This is a genomic window from Nonomuraea composti, assembly GCF_012034275.1.
In the GTDB taxonomy this organism is placed as follows: domain Bacteria; phylum Actinomycetota; class Actinomycetes; order Streptosporangiales; family Streptosporangiaceae; genus Nonomuraea; species Nonomuraea composti.
In genome coordinates, this window is the sequence record NZ_JAATEP010000022.1 from 116,512 (window position 1) to 131,689 (window position 15,178).

General features: G+C 70.4%; 13 protein-coding genes. 9 read left to right on the forward strand and 4 right to left on the reverse strand.

Translation table 11 applies throughout. The features are described 5' to 3' along the window. The first annotated feature begins 471 nt into the window (after positions 1–471). Complete coding sequence (locus HCN51_RS28925; protein ID WP_168013486.1) at positions 472–1,695, forward strand: M20 family metallopeptidase; 1,224 nt, start codon at positions 472–474, stop codon at positions 1,693–1,695. Positions 1,696–1,939: 244 nt separating this feature from the next. Here the strand turns inward: HCN51_RS28925 and HCN51_RS28930 are convergent, their stop codons facing one another. Next, positions 1,940–3,820 carry a Xaa-Pro dipeptidyl-peptidase gene (locus tag HCN51_RS28930; RefSeq protein ID WP_168013488.1) on the reverse strand — a complete coding sequence of 627 codons (1,881 nt, stop codon included), beginning with the start codon at positions 3,818–3,820 and terminating at the stop codon, positions 1,940–1,942. 289 nt (positions 3,821–4,109) lie between these two features. Between HCN51_RS28930 and HCN51_RS28935 the strand changes: the two genes are divergently transcribed. The 6 genes from HCN51_RS28935 (at position 4,110) to HCN51_RS28960 (ending at position 10,882) form a co-directional block, all read left to right on the forward strand. Beyond that, positions 4,110–5,180, forward strand: coding sequence for a BMP family lipoprotein (locus tag HCN51_RS28935; RefSeq protein WP_080043038.1), 1,071 nt, complete (start codon positions 4,110–4,112; stop codon positions 5,178–5,180). Positions 5,181–5,261: 81 nt separating this feature from the next. Beyond that, positions 5,262–6,806, forward strand: a complete 1,545-nt coding sequence (locus tag HCN51_RS28940) for an ABC transporter ATP-binding protein (protein ID WP_168013490.1) — start codon at positions 5,262–5,264, stop codon at positions 6,804–6,806. Next, the gene (locus tag HCN51_RS28945; protein ID WP_168013492.1) at positions 6,806–7,948 is read left to right on the forward strand and encodes an ABC transporter permease; all 1,143 of its coding nucleotides are present in this window, start codon (positions 6,806–6,808) and stop codon (positions 7,946–7,948) included. The genes HCN51_RS28940 and HCN51_RS28945 overlap by 1 nt, the downstream gene beginning before the upstream one ends. Then, positions 7,945–9,213, forward strand: coding sequence for an ABC transporter permease (locus HCN51_RS28950; RefSeq protein WP_080043035.1), 1,269 nt, complete (start codon positions 7,945–7,947; stop codon positions 9,211–9,213). Before HCN51_RS28945 ends, HCN51_RS28950 begins: the two co-directional genes overlap by 4 nt. Beyond that, positions 9,210–9,605 (forward strand): cytidine deaminase, encoded by a 396-nt coding sequence (locus HCN51_RS28955; protein ID WP_168013494.1) that lies wholly within the window; start codon positions 9,210–9,212, stop codon positions 9,603–9,605. The genes HCN51_RS28950 and HCN51_RS28955 overlap by 4 nt, the downstream gene beginning before the upstream one ends. Beyond that, positions 9,605–10,882, forward strand: coding sequence for a thymidine phosphorylase (locus HCN51_RS28960; RefSeq protein WP_168013496.1), 1,278 nt, complete (start codon positions 9,605–9,607; stop codon positions 10,880–10,882). The genes HCN51_RS28955 and HCN51_RS28960 overlap by 1 nt, the downstream gene beginning before the upstream one ends. Before the next feature lie 7 nt (positions 10,883–10,889). On the opposite strand, the gene HCN51_RS28965 is transcribed toward HCN51_RS28960, so the two are convergent. Further along, the gene (locus HCN51_RS28965) at positions 10,890–11,276 is read right to left on the reverse strand and encodes a MarR family winged helix-turn-helix transcriptional regulator (protein WP_168013498.1); all 387 of its coding nucleotides are present in this window, start codon (positions 11,274–11,276) and stop codon (positions 10,890–10,892) included. 135 nt (positions 11,277–11,411) lie between these two features. Here HCN51_RS28965 and HCN51_RS28970 point away from each other — a divergent pair, with 135 nt between their 5' ends. Next, the gene (locus HCN51_RS28970; protein ID WP_346433836.1) at positions 11,412–12,773 is read left to right on the forward strand and encodes an MFS transporter; all 1,362 of its coding nucleotides are present in this window, start codon (positions 11,412–11,414) and stop codon (positions 12,771–12,773) included. A gap of 51 nt (positions 12,774–12,824) precedes the next feature. Here the strand turns inward: HCN51_RS28970 and HCN51_RS28975 are convergent, their stop codons facing one another. Continuing rightward, complete coding sequence (locus tag HCN51_RS28975) at positions 12,825–12,962, reverse strand: hypothetical protein (protein WP_168013502.1); 138 nt, start codon at positions 12,960–12,962, stop codon at positions 12,825–12,827. Between the two features lie 15 nt (positions 12,963–12,977). Then, positions 12,978–14,465: a SigE family RNA polymerase sigma factor gene (locus tag HCN51_RS28980; RefSeq protein ID WP_168013504.1), complete on the reverse strand. Its 1,488-nt coding sequence runs from the start codon at positions 14,463–14,465 to the stop codon at positions 12,978–12,980. 125 nt (positions 14,466–14,590) lie between these two features. On the opposite strand from HCN51_RS28980, the gene HCN51_RS28985 reads away from it, so the two are divergent. Next, a complete protein-coding gene (locus HCN51_RS28985; RefSeq protein WP_168013506.1) occupies positions 14,591–15,175 on the forward strand; it encodes an AMIN-like domain-containing (lipo)protein in 585 nt (194 codons plus the stop codon). Positions 15,176–15,178: the final 3 nt, after the last annotated feature.

Genomic DNA, 15,178 nt, shown 5'->3' on the forward strand with positions numbered 1-15,178 from the left:
TCAAATGCAGCCAGCGTTGGAGTGTGATGACCATGACAGAAGGTGACAGGATTCGGAATCGCTGACCACGTTTGAACTGACAGCATCGGGTCACGATCTACTGATCCCTTGTGACTATTTCCGGATCAGCCGTATGCGTACGGAACGTGACCCACCTGCGGTTACGGGCCTGCCGTCAGGCAACTTTTGGGATATCTGCCGCCGCGAAGCGGCACGGGAGCGATAAAGTCGAAGCATCGCCATCGGGCTCACGGCCGACCGCTGTGCTCCCGGGCTGCAGCGGCACTCGCGACAGATGACTGCGAAGCCCGTGCTGACGATCTCGCGCACCGAAACCAGTGGGTGTGGCTTTTGATTCGCCGAGCGGCCGCTCAACCTGGTGGCCACCGCGGGATGGAGAGTTTTCTTAGAGCGCAGGAGCCGCGATGGCCAGCAGGTACGGGCGCGCGGCACGGGACGGGACGGTGACATATGCGGGGACGTGAGCTTCGGGGGGAACTCGACGCGTTCCTGGCGGAGACCGAGCAGGAGCTGGTGGAATTCCGCCGCGACCTGCACATGCACCCCGAGCTGGCCTTCGCCGAATACCGCACGACGCAGCGCATCGCCGAGCGGCTCACCGCCGCCGGGCTGACGCCGTCGGTGCTCCCCAGGGGCACGGGCATCATCTGCGACGTGGGCAGCGGCGACGGGCCGACCGTGGCGTTGCGGGCCGACATCGACGCGCTGCCGCTGCAGGACGAGAAGGACGTGCCGTACCGCTCGACCGTGGCCGGTGCCTGCCACGCCTGCGGGCACGACGTGCACACCGCGATCCTGCTCGGCACCTCGATCTTCCTGGCCCAGCAGGCCGCCGCGGGGCTCCTGCCCGGCCGGGTGCGCCTGATCTTCCAGCCCGCCGAGGAGCTTCCCGGCGGCGCGCTGGAGGTCATGGCCCAGGGTGGCATCAGCGGCGTCGACCGCATCTTCGGCCTCCACTGCGACCCACGCGTGGACGTCGGCCAGCTCGGCCTGCGCACCGGCCCGATCACCTCCGCCTGCGACAAGATCGTCATCCGCGTCTCGGGGCCCGGCGGCCACACCGCCCGCCCCCACCTGACCGCCGACCTCGTCTTCGCGCTGGCCAAGATCCTCACCGAGCTGCCCGCCGCCCTGTCGCGCCGGGTCGACCCGCGCTCGTCGCTCAGCCTCGTCTGGGGCCGCGTCGAGGCCGGCTCCGCCGCCAACGCCATCCCCGACGACGGCATCGCCGCCGGCACCGTGCGCTGCCTCGACGAGAACGCCTGGCACGCCGCCCCCGACCTGATCAAGTCGCTCCTGGAGTCGGTGGCCAGCGCCTACGGCATCGAGGCCACGATGGACTACACGCGCGGGGTGCCGCCGGTGGTCAACGACGAGGTCAGCGTCGAGATGCTGGCCGAGGCGGCCGAGCGGGCCCTCGGCGCCGGGGCCGTCGTCCCCACCCAGCAGTCGCTCGGCGGGGAGGACTTCGCCTGGTACCTGGAGTCGATCCCGGGTGCCTTCGCCCGGCTGGGCACGCGCTCGCCCGACGGGCTCACGTACGACATCCACCAGGGCACGTTCGACGTCGACGAGAAGGCGATCGCGATGGGCGTGCGGGTGATGGCCGCCACGGCGCTGACGGCGCTGTGGGAGGTCGGCCCGCTCGACTCGATCACCTCCGCGCTGGCCTGATCCCCCTCCTTCCGGCCCCCGCCGCACTGCGGCGGGGGCCTCAGGTTGTGATGAGAGTGTGATGTGAGAAGGGCTACGGCGAGGGTCGCCCGTTAAGGCGAGCGCCGTGAGCTACGGCGAGGGTCGCCAGTTATGGCGAGCGCCGTGAGCTACGGCGAAGACGCCGGTTGAGGCGAGCGCCGTGAGCTATGGCGAGGGCCGCTGGCTACGACGAAGGCCGTGAGCCTGCGGCGAGGGCCGTCAGTTACGGGAGCCGGCCGAGCACCACCGGGAGCCGCAGCGACGACTTGCCCGGTGAGACGGTGATCTTCGTGCCCGGCGGGTACCGCAGGGTGTAGTCGTAGTCGGTCGAGATGATCACCAGCCCCAGCCGGTGCCCCTTCTTGAACAGGTAGTCGGTGGGCTGGAAGTCCCAGGTGAGGCTGTAGTCCTTGCCCGCCCGCACCGGCTCGGACCGGTCGAGGCGGTGGCGGTTGCGCACGTCGAGCCACCCCCGCGTGACGATCTTGTACGGGGTGGTGGCGGTGCCGAGCGTCCGGAGCGTGGTGCACCCGGTGTCACCGGGCACCCCCTGCCCGTAGCAGTAGCTCTGTCCGGTCGAGACGAGCGTCCCGTTGGCGCGCACGTCCGTGCCGTAGTCCACCAGCAGCGCCGTCAGGTACGGCGAGGACCCGTCCTTGAACGAGGCCCGCACGGACACCGTCGGCGTCCCGGAGATGCGCACGTCGGCGGGCAGCGGCCCGGTCGTGTACGCGAGCCGGTTCGGGTCGGCCCCGGTCGCCTCGACGAGCTGCTCGGCCGTGCGGGCTTTCTGGTCCACGAACGTCTCGGGCGCGGACCGGGGCCGCGGCACGAGGCCGAGCGAGGAGCCGGCGCCCGGGTAGAGGGGGACGGTGGTGGCGCCCGGAAGTGGCCACGAGGCGTGCTGGGCCCACTGGCCGGGCCCGATCTCGACGTCCGCCTGCGGTTCGCGCATGATGCCGGAGTCGATCCCGTACAGCCACTGGTCGAACCAGCCGTGCAGCTGGCGCAGCCATTCGGCGGTGCGCAGGTTGAACGGGCTCATGTGGGTGCCCTGGTGCAGCCAGATCTTGCGCGGGACGTGCCGCTTGGACAGCGCGTACCACCATTGGGCGAACTGCTTGGTCTTGACGTTCCAGTCGTTGAGTCCGTGCACGAGGAAGACGCTGGCCTTCACCTTGCGCACGTCGTTGAGGTAGTTGCGCTCGTCCCAGAAGCGGCTGTAGTCGCCGGTGATCCGGTCTTGCGCGGCGGTGATCCCGTCGATCACCGCGCCGCACGCCTCCTGGCCGTTCTGCCTGGTCAGGACGTATTTGGCGAGCACGTCGAGGTCCTCACCCTGGAAGCCGCCGGGCGCGACGACGCCGCCGTTGGCGCGGTAGTAGTCGTACCAGCTGGAGATCGAGGCGATCGGGACGATCGTCTCCAGGCCCTCGACGCCGGTGGCGGCGACGGCGTTGGGCAGGGTGCCGTTGTAGGAGACGCCGATCATGCCGACCTTGCCGGTGGACCAGGTGGCCTCGACGGGGTTGCCGGCGGTGTCGAAGCCCTTGGCGCGGCCGTTGAGCCAGTCGATGGCGGCTTTCGGGCCGGCGGTCTCGTTGCGGCCGCCGGAGGTGGGGCAGCCGGTGGCGCGGGCGCTGCCGACGTTCTCGACGAGGGCGATGGCGTAGCCGCGGGGCAGGAAGTAGTTGTCGTAGTAGCCGTCGAAGGGGCCGGCGTCGAGCTTGGCCGACAGGGCGGTCAGGGCGGGCAGCGGGACGCCGTTCTCGTCCACGTCCACGGGGTGGTTGGGGACGTCGTTGCCGGGGGCGTAGTAGGGGCTGGCCTCCATGATCACGGGGACCTTGAGGCCCTGGTCGGTCTCCTTGGGGCGCAGGATGTCCACGGCGACGCGGTCGTTGGCGCCGTCGTGGTCGCTGTCGGTCCCCTCGACCTCGACGAACACGGTCTGCAGGATGGCGTCCGCCCTGGAGAAGACGGGCTGGGTGGCGCCGTTCTCGATCGTGACGGCCGGAGTGTCGGCCGCGGCGGGTACGGTGCCGGTCAGGGTGGCCACGAGTAAGGCGGCCAGCGGTACGGAGAGGGCTCTCCTCGGGTGCATGCGGGGCTCCGATACGAAGATTTCCACCGTCGGTCGGAATCTCCGTCACGAGCGGCCCCTAGGGCAAGGGGTGATCGACCACCAAAGTTGGGCAAATCTTTCCAAAGGCGTCCGATGTGCCTGAATCGCGATTCAGGTCACGGACGCGAGTGATGTCGGTAACGGAGCGGTTGCGACCCTGTGTCCCAGTTTGGTTGTCCCTGGTCAAGCAACTATCTTCCGTGCAGGTGCCGTACGTTCTGTCGCGCCTGCGACCAAATCGGCGGCGGGGAAATGGAAGGGAGTCGCCTTGCTCGGCAAGCGATTCAACAAGGTGGCGCTCGGCTCGGTCGCCGGCGTCATGCTCATGGCGGCGGCCGCCTGTGGTGGCGGCGGTGGGGGGACCACGGCCAGCCAGGAGCCGACCGGCGCGGCCAGCAGCGAGGCGCCGAAGAGCAGCGACCTCAAGGTGGGGCTCGCGTTCGACGTCGGCGGTCGCGGTGACAAGTCCTTCAACGACTCGGCCTACGCCGGCCTGGAGAAGGCCAAGACGGAGCTCGGCGCCGAGATCAAGGAGCTGAGCCCGTCCGCGGACGGCTCCAACCGCGGTGACCTGCTCCGCCAGCTCGCGGACGCCGGCTACAACCCGATCATCGGCGTCGGTTTCGCTTACGCCGAGGACGTCAAGAAGGCCGCCGAGGAGTACCCGGACATCCAGTTCGCGATCGTGGACTCCGCCTCCAACGCGCCGAACGTGACCGGCCTGCTGTTCGCCGAGGAGCAGGGCTCCTACCTGGCGGGCGTCGCCGCGGCCACCAAGTCGAAGACCGGCCACGTCGGCTTCGTCGGCGGCGTCGAGAGCGACCTGATCAAGAAGTTCGAGGCCGGCTTCGTGGCGGGCGTGAAGTCGGTCAAGGCGGACGCCAAGATCGACATCAAGTATCTCACCCCGGACGGCGACTTCTCCGGCTTCAAGGCCCCCGACAAGGGCAAGGTCGCGGCCGAGAAGATGTACCAGGACGGCGCCGACATCATCTACCACGCCTCCGGTGACTCCGGCCTCGGCGTGTTCCAGGCGGCCGCCGCGGCCAAGAAGAAGGCCATCGGCGTCGACTCCGACCAGCGCCAGACGGTCAAGGAGACCGACCTGCAGTCGGTGATCATGACCTCGATGCTCAAGCGCGTCGACGTCGGCGTGTTCGAGTTCATCAAGGCCTTCCAGGGCGGCGCCAAGGGCGGCTCGAACACCACGTACGACCTGAAGGTCGACGGCGTGGGCCTGTCCACCACCGGTGGCGAGATCGACGACATCAAGGACAAGCTCGACGCTGCCAAGCAAGACATCGTCGACGGCAAAATCACGGTTCCTGCCAAGCCGTAAATGGGGTAGGAGAGACAGCTGAGGGCCCGGAGTCCGAACTTCGGGCCTTCTGTCTATGCCGCCCCCCGTAGGAGAGGCGAAATGAGTGCTGACACCCTGGCCACGGTGAAACCCGCCGTAGAGCTGGAGGGCATCACCAAGCGTTTCCCCGGTGTCGTCGCGAACCACGACATCCGCATCACCGTCCAGCCCGGCACGGTGCACGCCATCGTCGGGGAGAACGGCGCGGGCAAATCCACCCTGATGAAGATCCTCTACGGCATGCAGAAGCCGGACGAGGGCACGATCAGGGTCAACGGCGCGGAGGTCAGCTTCCGCACGCCGAGCGACGCCATCGCGGTCGGGATCGGCATGGTGCACCAGCACTTCATGCTCGCCGACAACTTCACGGTCCTGGAGAACATCGTCCTCGGGGCCGAGCCGAAACGGGCCGGCATGCTGGACACGGTCAAGGCCCGCAGGCGCATCGTCGAGCTGGCCGAGACCCACGGCCTGCGGGTCGATCCCGACAAGCTCGTGGAGGACCTCGGCGTCGGCGACCGCCAGCGCGTGGAGATCCTCAAGGTCCTCTACCGGGGCGCCCGCATCCTCATCCTCGACGAGCCCACGGCCGTGCTGGTGCCGCAGGAGGTCGAGGAGCTCTTCCAGAACCTGCGCGAGCTGAAGGCCGAGGGCCTGACCGTCATCTTCATCTCGCACAAGCTCGACGAGGTGCTCGACATCGCCGACGCGATCACCGTGATCCGGCGCGGCACCACCGTCGCCAGCGTGGACCCGTCGGAGGTCACCGCCCGGCAGCTCGCCGAGCTGATGGTGGGCAGCGAGCTGCCCACGCCCGAGACCCGCGAGTCCACCGTGACCGACACCGTCACGCTGAAGGTCTCCGAGCTGACCATGCCCGGCGAGGGCGAGCGCCTGCTCCTCGACGACGTGTCGTTCGAGATCCACCAGGGCGAGATCCTCGGCATCGCCGGCGTCGAGGGCAACGGCCAGTCCGAGCTGATCGAGGCCATCATGGGCATCAGGCCCGCGCAGGGCCGCATCGAGCTGACCGGCCAGGACATCACCACCTGGTCCACCCTGAAACGCCGCGAATCCGGCATCGGCTACATCCCCGAGGACCGCCACCGCCAGGGCCTGCTCCTGGAGGCGTCCCTGTGGGAGAATCGCGTGCTCGGCCACCAGACCAGGAAACCCGCGCGCAGCGGCATCTGGATCGACCGGCGGGCCGCCAAGGCCGACACCGAGCGCATCGTGCGCGACTACGACGTGCGTACCCCGAGCGTCGACACCCTGGCCCTGGCCCTGTCCGGCGGCAACCAGCAGAAGCTCATCGTGGGCCGCGAGATGAGCGGCGAGCCCGCCTTCCTCATCGCCGCCCACCCCACCCGCGGCGTGGACGTCGGCGCCCAGGCCGCCATCTGGGACCACCTGCGCAACGCCCGCGCCGCCGGGCTCGCGGTGCTGCTCATCTCGGCCGACCTCGACGAGCTGATCGGGCTGTCCGACACCATCCAGGTCATCTACCGGGGGCGGCTCGTGGCCGCGCTCGACCCTTCCGACATCACGCCCGAACGGCTGGGCGGTTACATGACCGGCGCCATCGCCGGCACTGAGGAGACGTGATGCCCGCCGGGCTCAACCGGGCGCTGCTCACCGTCGCCGGCGCCGTCGTCGCCATCGTCCTGGCGATCGCGATCTGCAGCGTGGCGATCAACGTCGCGGGCGGCGATCCGCTCACGGCGCTGACCGCCCTGTTCGACTTCGGCGAGACCCCGCGCGCGCAGGCGAACTCGATCGCCACCTTCCTCAACCGCGCGGTGCCGCTGTTCATCGCCGGCCTGGCGGTGGCCGTCGGCTTCCGCATGAACCTCTTCAACATCGGCGTCGAGGGCCAGTACCGCATCGCCGCCATCTGCGCGGCCTACGTGGGCTCCACGTTCACCGCGCCGGCCTGGATCCAGATCCCCGTGATCATCGTGGTCGCGGCGCTGGTCGGCGGCCTGTACGCGCTCATCCCCGCCGTCATGAAGGTGACCAGGGGCGTGAACGAGGTCATCGCCACGATCATGCTGAACTACATCGCGATCAACCTGGCCGCCTTCCTTGTGCGCGGCCCCTTCGCCGGGCAGCGGGCGGAGGGCCAGCTGACCGTGACGACGCCGCAGCTGCCCGACTCGGCCATGTTCCCCGACCTGAACTTCCTGTTCGAGGGGTTCGGGATGCTGCCGCCCACCCGTGGCGGCGGCCTGTGGGGCTTCCTGATCGTGGCCATCCTGCTCGGCGTGGTGATCTGGGTGGTGCTGGAGCGCACCCGGTTCGGCTTCAACGTCAAGGCCAGCGGGCTCAACGGCCCGGCGGCCCTCGCCTCGGGCGTCAACCCGAAGACCATGGTGATCTCGGCGATGGTGCTGTCCGGGGCGATCGCCGGGCTCATCGGCCTGCCCGAGATCCTCGGCGACCGGGGCGCCTACAACTCCAACTTCACCGCTGGCCTGGGCTTCCTCGGCATCGCGGTGGCGCTGCTCGGCCGCAACAAGCCCGTCGGCATCGCGATCGCCGCGCTGCTGTTCGCGTTCCTCGACCGGGCGCAGGGCGCGCTGCAGTTCGCCGACATCCCCCCGTCCGTCATCACGATCATCCAGGGCGCGATCGTCCTGCTGGTGGTCGTGGCCAACGAGGTGACCAACCGGTTCGCGCTCAGGCTCGAAGAGCGGCGCGCCGCCCAGCAGCTCGGCAGGAACACACCGGTTGAGGTGACAGCATGACCCGGGTCGGCAAGTACCACGTGGCGCTGATCGGCGTCGCCGCGCTCATCCTGCTGATGTCGCTGGTGCGGGTCCTGTCGGGCCAGAACGACATCACCTCCTCCGGCACGTTCGCCGCCGCGCTGCTGCTCGCGGTGCCGATCGGGCTGGCCGGGCTCGGCGGCCTGTGGGCCGAGCGGGCGGGCGTGGTCAACATCGGCCTCGAAGGCATGATGGTGCTCGGCACCTGGTTCGCCGGCTGGGCCGGCTACCAGTGGGGCCCCGTCGTCGCGCTGGTCGCCGGGCTGCTCGGCGGCGCGCTCGGCGGGCTGCTGCACGCGATCGCGACCGTCACCTTCGGCGTCGACCACATCATCAGCGGCGTCGCCATCAACCTGCTCGGGCCCGGCATCACCCGGTTCCTGTCCGAGGTCCTGTTCAAGGAGGGCACCCAGGCCGCCGAGGCGGGCGCCGGCATCACCACCTCGCCCGCCATCTCCGGCTCCACGTGGCAGGTCAGCCTGCCGGTGCTCTCCGACGGCCCCGACCTGCTCGGCAAGCTGGAGAGCACGCACTGGTTCCTGCTCGCCGACCTGGCCGGCATCCTGCGCGGGCTCACGCACAACGTCAACGTGCTGGTGGTCCTGGCCGTGCTGCTGCTGCCGCTGACGTTCTTCGTGCTCTGGCACACCGCCTTCGGCCTGCGGCTGCGCTCGGCGGGCGAGAACCCGTGGGCGGCCGAGTCGCTGGGCGTGAACGTCTACCTGATCAAGTACGTCGCGGTCGTCATCTCCGGCGCGTTCGCCGGGCTCGGCGGCGTGTTCCTGGTCTTCGTCTCCACCAAGTACGTCGAGGGCCAGACGGCCGGGCGCGGCTTCATCGGCCTGGCCGCCATGATCTTCGGCAACTGGCGTCCGGGCGGGCTCGCGATCGGCGCCTCGCTGTTCGGCTACGCCGACGGGCTGCAACTGCGCAGCTCCACCGCGGTCACCTCGTTCTTCCTGTTCGGGGCCGTGCTGCTGCTGGCCTACCTGATCCTCCAGGCCCGCCGTCTCATGACGGCCGACCCGGCGGGACGGGGCGTCAAGCAGTACGTGCTGATGGCCGCGGCCGTCGCCGGCGCGATCGTGCTGTTCTGGCTCTGGCTGGTCGTCGACCAGCTGCCGAACGAGTTCGTCTTCATCACACCACACGTGCTCACGCTGCTCGTGCTCCTGGTCGCCTCCCAGCGCCTGCGGATGCCCAAGGCCGACGGCGTCGTCTACCGCCGGGGGGAACAACATTGAACATCGACTGGAACGGCCTGCGGGACGAGGCGGCCGAGGCCATGCGGCACGCGTACGCGCCGTACTCGAAATTCCCCGTCGGCGCGGCCGCGCTGGTGGATGACGGGCGCGTCGTCACCGGCTGCAACGTCGAGAACGCCTCCTACGGCCTCGGCCTGTGCGCCGAGTGCGGGCTGGTCTCGGCGCTGCAGCGCTCCGGCGGCGGCCGCCTGGTGGCCTTCACGTGCGTGGACGGCCACGGCGAGCTGCTGATGCCGTGCGGGCGCTGCCGGCAGCTCCTGTACGAGTTCGGCGGCGAGGACCTGCTGGTCGAGACCGAGGACGGGCCGAAGCGCATGGCCGAGATCCTGCCGTACGCGTTCGGCCCGCAGGACCTCAGCAGGAGCGCGTGATGGACGCCATCGAGGTCATCCGCGCCAAGCGGGACCGGGGCGAGCTGAGCACGGCCCAGATCGACTGGGTGATCGACGCGTACACGCGGGGCGAGGTGGCCGACGAGCAGATGTCGGCGCTGGCCATGGCGATCCTGCTGAACGGCATGAACCGGCGCGAGATCGCCGACTGGACGCAGGCCATGATCCGCTCGGGCGAGCGCATGGACTGGTCGGCCCTCGACCGGCCGACGGCGGACAAGCACTCGACGGGCGGCGTCGGCGACAAGATCACGCTGCCGCTGGCGCCCCTGGTGGCGGCGTGCGGCGCGTACGTGCCGCAGCTGTCGGGGCGCGGCCTCGGGCACACCGGCGGCACCCTCGACAAGCTGGAGTCCGTGCCCGGCTGGCGGGCCTCCCTGTCGAACGCCGAGATGCTGGACGTGCTGCGCTCGGCCGGGGCCGTGGTGTGCGCGGCCGGCTCGGGCCTCGCGCCCGCCGACAAGAAGCTGTACGCGTTGCGCGACGTCACCGGCACGGTCGAGTCGATCCCGCTGATCGCCTCGTCGATCATGTCGAAGAAGATCGCCGAGGGGACCGGGTCGCTGGTCCTGGACGTGAAGGTGGGCTCCGGGGCGTTCATGAAGACCGTCACGGAGGCGCGCGAGCTGGCCGAGACCATGGTCGCGCTCGGCACCGACGCCGGGGTGCGGACCGTCGCGCTGCTGACCGCCATGGACCGGCCGCTGGGGCGGGCCGTGGGCAACGCGCTGGAGGTCGCCGAGTCGGTCGAGGTGCTGGCCGGCGGCGGGCCCGCCGACGTGGTGGAGCTGACCGTGCGGCTGGCGCGGGAGATGCTGGAGGCGGCCGGGATCGCCGCGGGCAAGGACCCGGAGAAGGCGCTGGAGGACGGGTCCGCCATGGACGCGTGGCGGCGGATGATCTCCGCCCAGGGCGGTGACCCCGACGCGTTGCTTCCGCGGGCCGCGGAGACGATGACGGTGGAGGTGCCCGCGTCCGGGGTGCTGACCCGGCTGGACGCGTACGCCGTGGGGCTGGCCGCGTGGCGGCTCGGCGCCGGGCGGGCCCGCAAGGAGGATCCGGTCTCGTTCGGGGCCGGGATCGAGCTGCACGCCAAGCCGGGGGACCTGGTGCGGGCGGGGCAGCCGCTGATGACGTTGCACGCTGACGAGACGTCCCGCTTCGAGCGGGCGCTGGAGGCTCTGGAGGGTGGCTACGCGGTAGGGGACGCGACCGAGGAGCAGCTTCCGCTGGTCATCGACCGCATCACCGCGTAGCCGGAGATCAGGAGATCGGGACCGGGGCGTCGGCGAAGACCTCGGTGAGCACCGCCCGCTGCGTCGGCAGGGCTTCGGCGTGGCGGGCGCGCCCCTCGTCCGTGATGCACACGAACACCCCGCGCCGGTCGGAGTCGCAGACGCCGCGCGTCACGAGCGCGGCCTTCTCCAGCCGCGCCACCACGCGCGAGAGCGCGCTCTGGCTCAGGTGGACCTCTTCGCACAGCTCCTGGATGCGGAGCTTCCTGTCGTGGTGCACGATGCGATCCAGCACCTCGAACTCGCTGGGCCCCAGCCCGTGCCGGTCGCCCAGCTCGCGCTCCAGCTGGCACATGGCCTGGGCGTGTTTCGCCAGGACGTAGTGCCAGGTGTCCACCACGAACCGCTCGTCCATGTCGCGGAGGTTACCACTTCGAGAAAACTTATGCAACGACATTAAATGCACTTGCATTAGATGTGTGTGCATGTATTGTTCTGACCCATGTCCTCTTCCTCAACCCGTTGGGGCGCGCTCGCCGTGCTCTGCGCAGTGATCTTTCTTGACGCCCTTGACGTCTCGATGGTCGGGGTCGCCCTGCCCGCCATCCAGCACGACCTGGGCCTGACCACGTCGTCCTTGCAATGGGTGGTCAGCGGCTACGTGCTCGGCTATGGCGGTCTTCTGTTGCTCGGGGGCAGGACCGCCGACCTGCTGGGGCGGCGCAGGGTGTTCCTGGCCGCGCTCGGCGTCTTCGCCGTGGCGTCGTTGCTCGGTGGTGTGGTGGACGACGGCGGGCTGCTGATCGCCGCCAGGTTCATCAAGGGCGTGGCCGCCGCGTTCACCGCGCCCGCCGCTTTGTCGATCATCACGACGACCTTTCCCGAGGGGCCGGAGCGCAACAGGGCGTTGAGCATCTTCACCGCCTGCGGCGCCAGCGGCTACTCGCTCGGCCTCGTGCTGTCCGGCTTGCTGACCGAGATCGGCTGGCGGTGGACGCTGCTCATGCCGGTGCCCGTCGCGGTGATCGCGCTCGTGGCCGCGTTGATGGTGCTGCCGAAGGGCCGCGAGGAGCGCGCCGAGGGCGGCCACGACCTGGTCGGCGCCGTGACCATCACCGCGTCGATGCTGCTGCTGGTGTTCACGGTCGTGCAGGCGCCCGAGGTCGGCTGGGCCTCGCTGCAGACGATCGGCTCGCTGGTGGGCGTCGCCCTGCTGCTCGGCCTGTTCGTCTTCGCCGAGCTGCGGATGCGCCACCCGCTGGTGCGGCTGGGCATCCTGCGCTCCGGGCACATCGTGCGGGCCAACCTGGGGCTGCTCATCCTCATGGGCTCGTACGTGGCCTTCCAGTTCGTCGCCATGCAGTACTTCCAGAACCTGCTCGGCTGGTCGGCCCTCGGCACCGCCATGGCGTTCCTGCCCGCGGGCCTGCTCGTCGCCGTCACCTCGACGAAGATGGGCGACTTCGCCGACCGGTTCGGCACCGGCAAGCTGATCGTCATCGGCGCCGCCGCGCTGGCCGGCGGGTACGCGATCTTCCTCGGCATCGACCGCACCCCCAGCCTGGGCGGCATGGTGATCCCCGGCATGATCCTGCTCGGCATCGCGTTCGCGCTGTCGTTCCCCTCGCTCAACATCCAGGCCACCAACGGCGTGGACGACGACGAGCAGGGCCTGGCCTCCGGCCTGCTCAACACCTCGGGCCAGGTCGGCGGCGCCATCGTGCTGGCCGTCGTGACCGCCGTGCTCACCTCGGGCGGCGGCGAGACGCTGTCCATCGGCTCGCTGCGCGCGGCCATCGTGGTCTCGCTGGTGCTCGCCCTGGTCGGGCTGGCGATCTCGGCGACGGGGCTGCGGGCCCGCAAGGCCGCGCCCGCCGTGGCCGAGAGCACGAAGGTGTACGAGACGGTCTGAGCCCGCCTCCGACGGGGCCCCGCCGACCGGCATCGGCGGGGCCCTTCCCTTTCACGGGCGGACGGCTCCTATCGGGGACTCGTAGTCGAGCCACTCGACCCAGTCACCGGTGACCTCCGTGACGGCGCCCGACTTCACGTTCACCTTGGTCAGCATCACGTAGTCGTCGTCCCAAGAGCGGACCAGCACCTCCTCGGGGCCGGTCTACCGCTCGACGCCGATCAGGTCGTAGTCCGCGAGGTCCGTACGCGGCCCGCCGACGCGCCCGGTGCGGCCGTCCATGGTGACGAGCTCGGAGTCCGCCGTGATCAGGGCCAGCGTGCGGCCGTCGGGGGACAGGGCGCCGCCGAAGTCGAGGAGCCCGGGGTCGACGCGGTAGTCGCCTTCGAGGGTGGTCAGGCCGTTCATGAAGAGCTTGGTGATCGACGCGTGCCCGGGGACGTCTTGCGCCTTCTCCTTCTCGGCGACCACGCGCGTCCCGTCGTCGGCCACCGCCAGGATGCGCACCTCGTCGCCGTACTCGTAGTGGGTGACGCCCGTGTCGAAGTCGAGCGTGGCCCCGTCGGCCGAGCCGAAGTCGACGGAGAAGTAGCGGCCGTTGGGGGAGGAGGTGAGGTGCGCGCTCTCCTTCCCGGCCTCGACGTCGATGGTCTTGACGGCACCGGAGGGCACGTCGCGCACCACGTACGCGCCGTCGAGCTGCCGGTAGGCGATGCGGCGGCCGTCCTGGCTGATGGCCAGGGGCATGGAGGTGCGGCTGTCCTCCTCGTAGCCGGCCCGCGCGCCGCCGAGCCGCCACTCGTTGCCGGACGTGGTCTGCAGCCGCCACTGGGCGCACGGCTGGGGGTTGCTCGGGTCATTGTCGGTCCGGCCGCGGCAGTAGCCCAGGTACGCGTACTGGATGGGGTCGTCCAGCTTGGCCGGGAGCGGGTCGGGGACGTCCTCCTCCGCCTGCTGCGAGGACGTGGGGGAGGACTGGGCGATCGTGCGCTCGACGTTCGCCACCATGGCGTTGACGCCGAGCACGATCAGGGCCACGAACGCGCCCACCGCGCCCACCGACACCGTCGTCCACGTGGCCACGCGGATCCTGCGCTTCCTGCCGATGAGGGCCAGGACCGGCTGGGCGAGGTCGGTGTGCGTGGCGGGCAGCTCGGCGGCGAGGGCGACCAGGGCGCCGCGCGGCCCCTGGTCCTCGGGGGCGTGCGGCGCCGCCGCCTGCGCCGTCTCGGACGGGTGCGCCCAGTCGGGGCCCTGCTCCCCTTCGGCGCGGGGTTGCGGGGCGGCGGGAACGAGGCCGGGGTGGGCGGCACGCAGGTGAGCCAGGGCCTGCTGGAGCTCCTTGTCCAGCTCGCCGATCCACGTGCCGGTGAGCATCGCCACCTGCTGCGGGTGCAAAGCGTCGTGGTAGCGGGCGACGACGGCGGCCCGCGTCCTGGGCGGGAGCACGGCCAGCGGGTACGTCGCCGGCGGCGGCACGTCGGCGGCCAGGAAGCGCCGGTAGAGCTCGCGCAGTACGAGGAGGGCGGGCCCGGTGGAGCGGATGGCGGGCCAGCGGCGGCACACCGTCACCAGGGCGTCCGTCGCCAGGGTCCTGGCGCGGTCCTGGTCGCCGGTCAGCAGGTACGCGGTGCGGGCGAACGAAGGCCCGTAATCGACCAGAAAAGTCGATAAATCATTGGATTTGCTCACGTATATAACTCCTTGTGGGTTGATCAGAGTAGACGTCGCCCACCGTTCTCCGGAAGCCCCACCAAACCCCGCACCGATCCGCCGCGACACCGCTTGCAGGCCCGTACGCTGGGCATCTACCGGGCATGCGCACGTCATCCCCGCCCCGCGGCCGGCCGTCGCACGTCCGCGTGGGCGTCTCGCTCGCCTGCCTCGCCGCCCTGCTCGCCGCGTGCGGCACCGCCCACCAGAGCGCCACCCTGCCCCGGCAGACCGCCACCGCCACCGGCTCGGCCGGCGCGCCGACCAGCACCGCCGAGGTGGACGTCGACCGGCCCGGCATCGACCCCGCCGTCGTGACAGGTGTGCGCTACGCCGCCCACGACACCTACGACCGGCTGGTCGTGGACCTCAAGGGCGACGTTCCCGGGTACAACGTGAAATGGGTGGACGAGTTCGTCCAGGACGGGTCGGGGCGGCCCATCGACGTGCGCGGCGGCGCGTACCTGCAGCTCACGCTCTTCCCCGCGAACGCGCACGACGGCGACGGCAAGGCCACCTGGAGCGGCGGCCCCGTCTATCCCGCCAAGCTCGGCAACCTCACCGGCGTCGTCCGCACCGGCGACTTCGAGGGGCGCGTCGGCATCGGGCTGGTGCTGAGCAGGCGCGCCGGGTTCCAGCTCACCGAGCGGGGCTCGCCGAGCCGGCTCATCCTCGACGTGGCACACTGACGT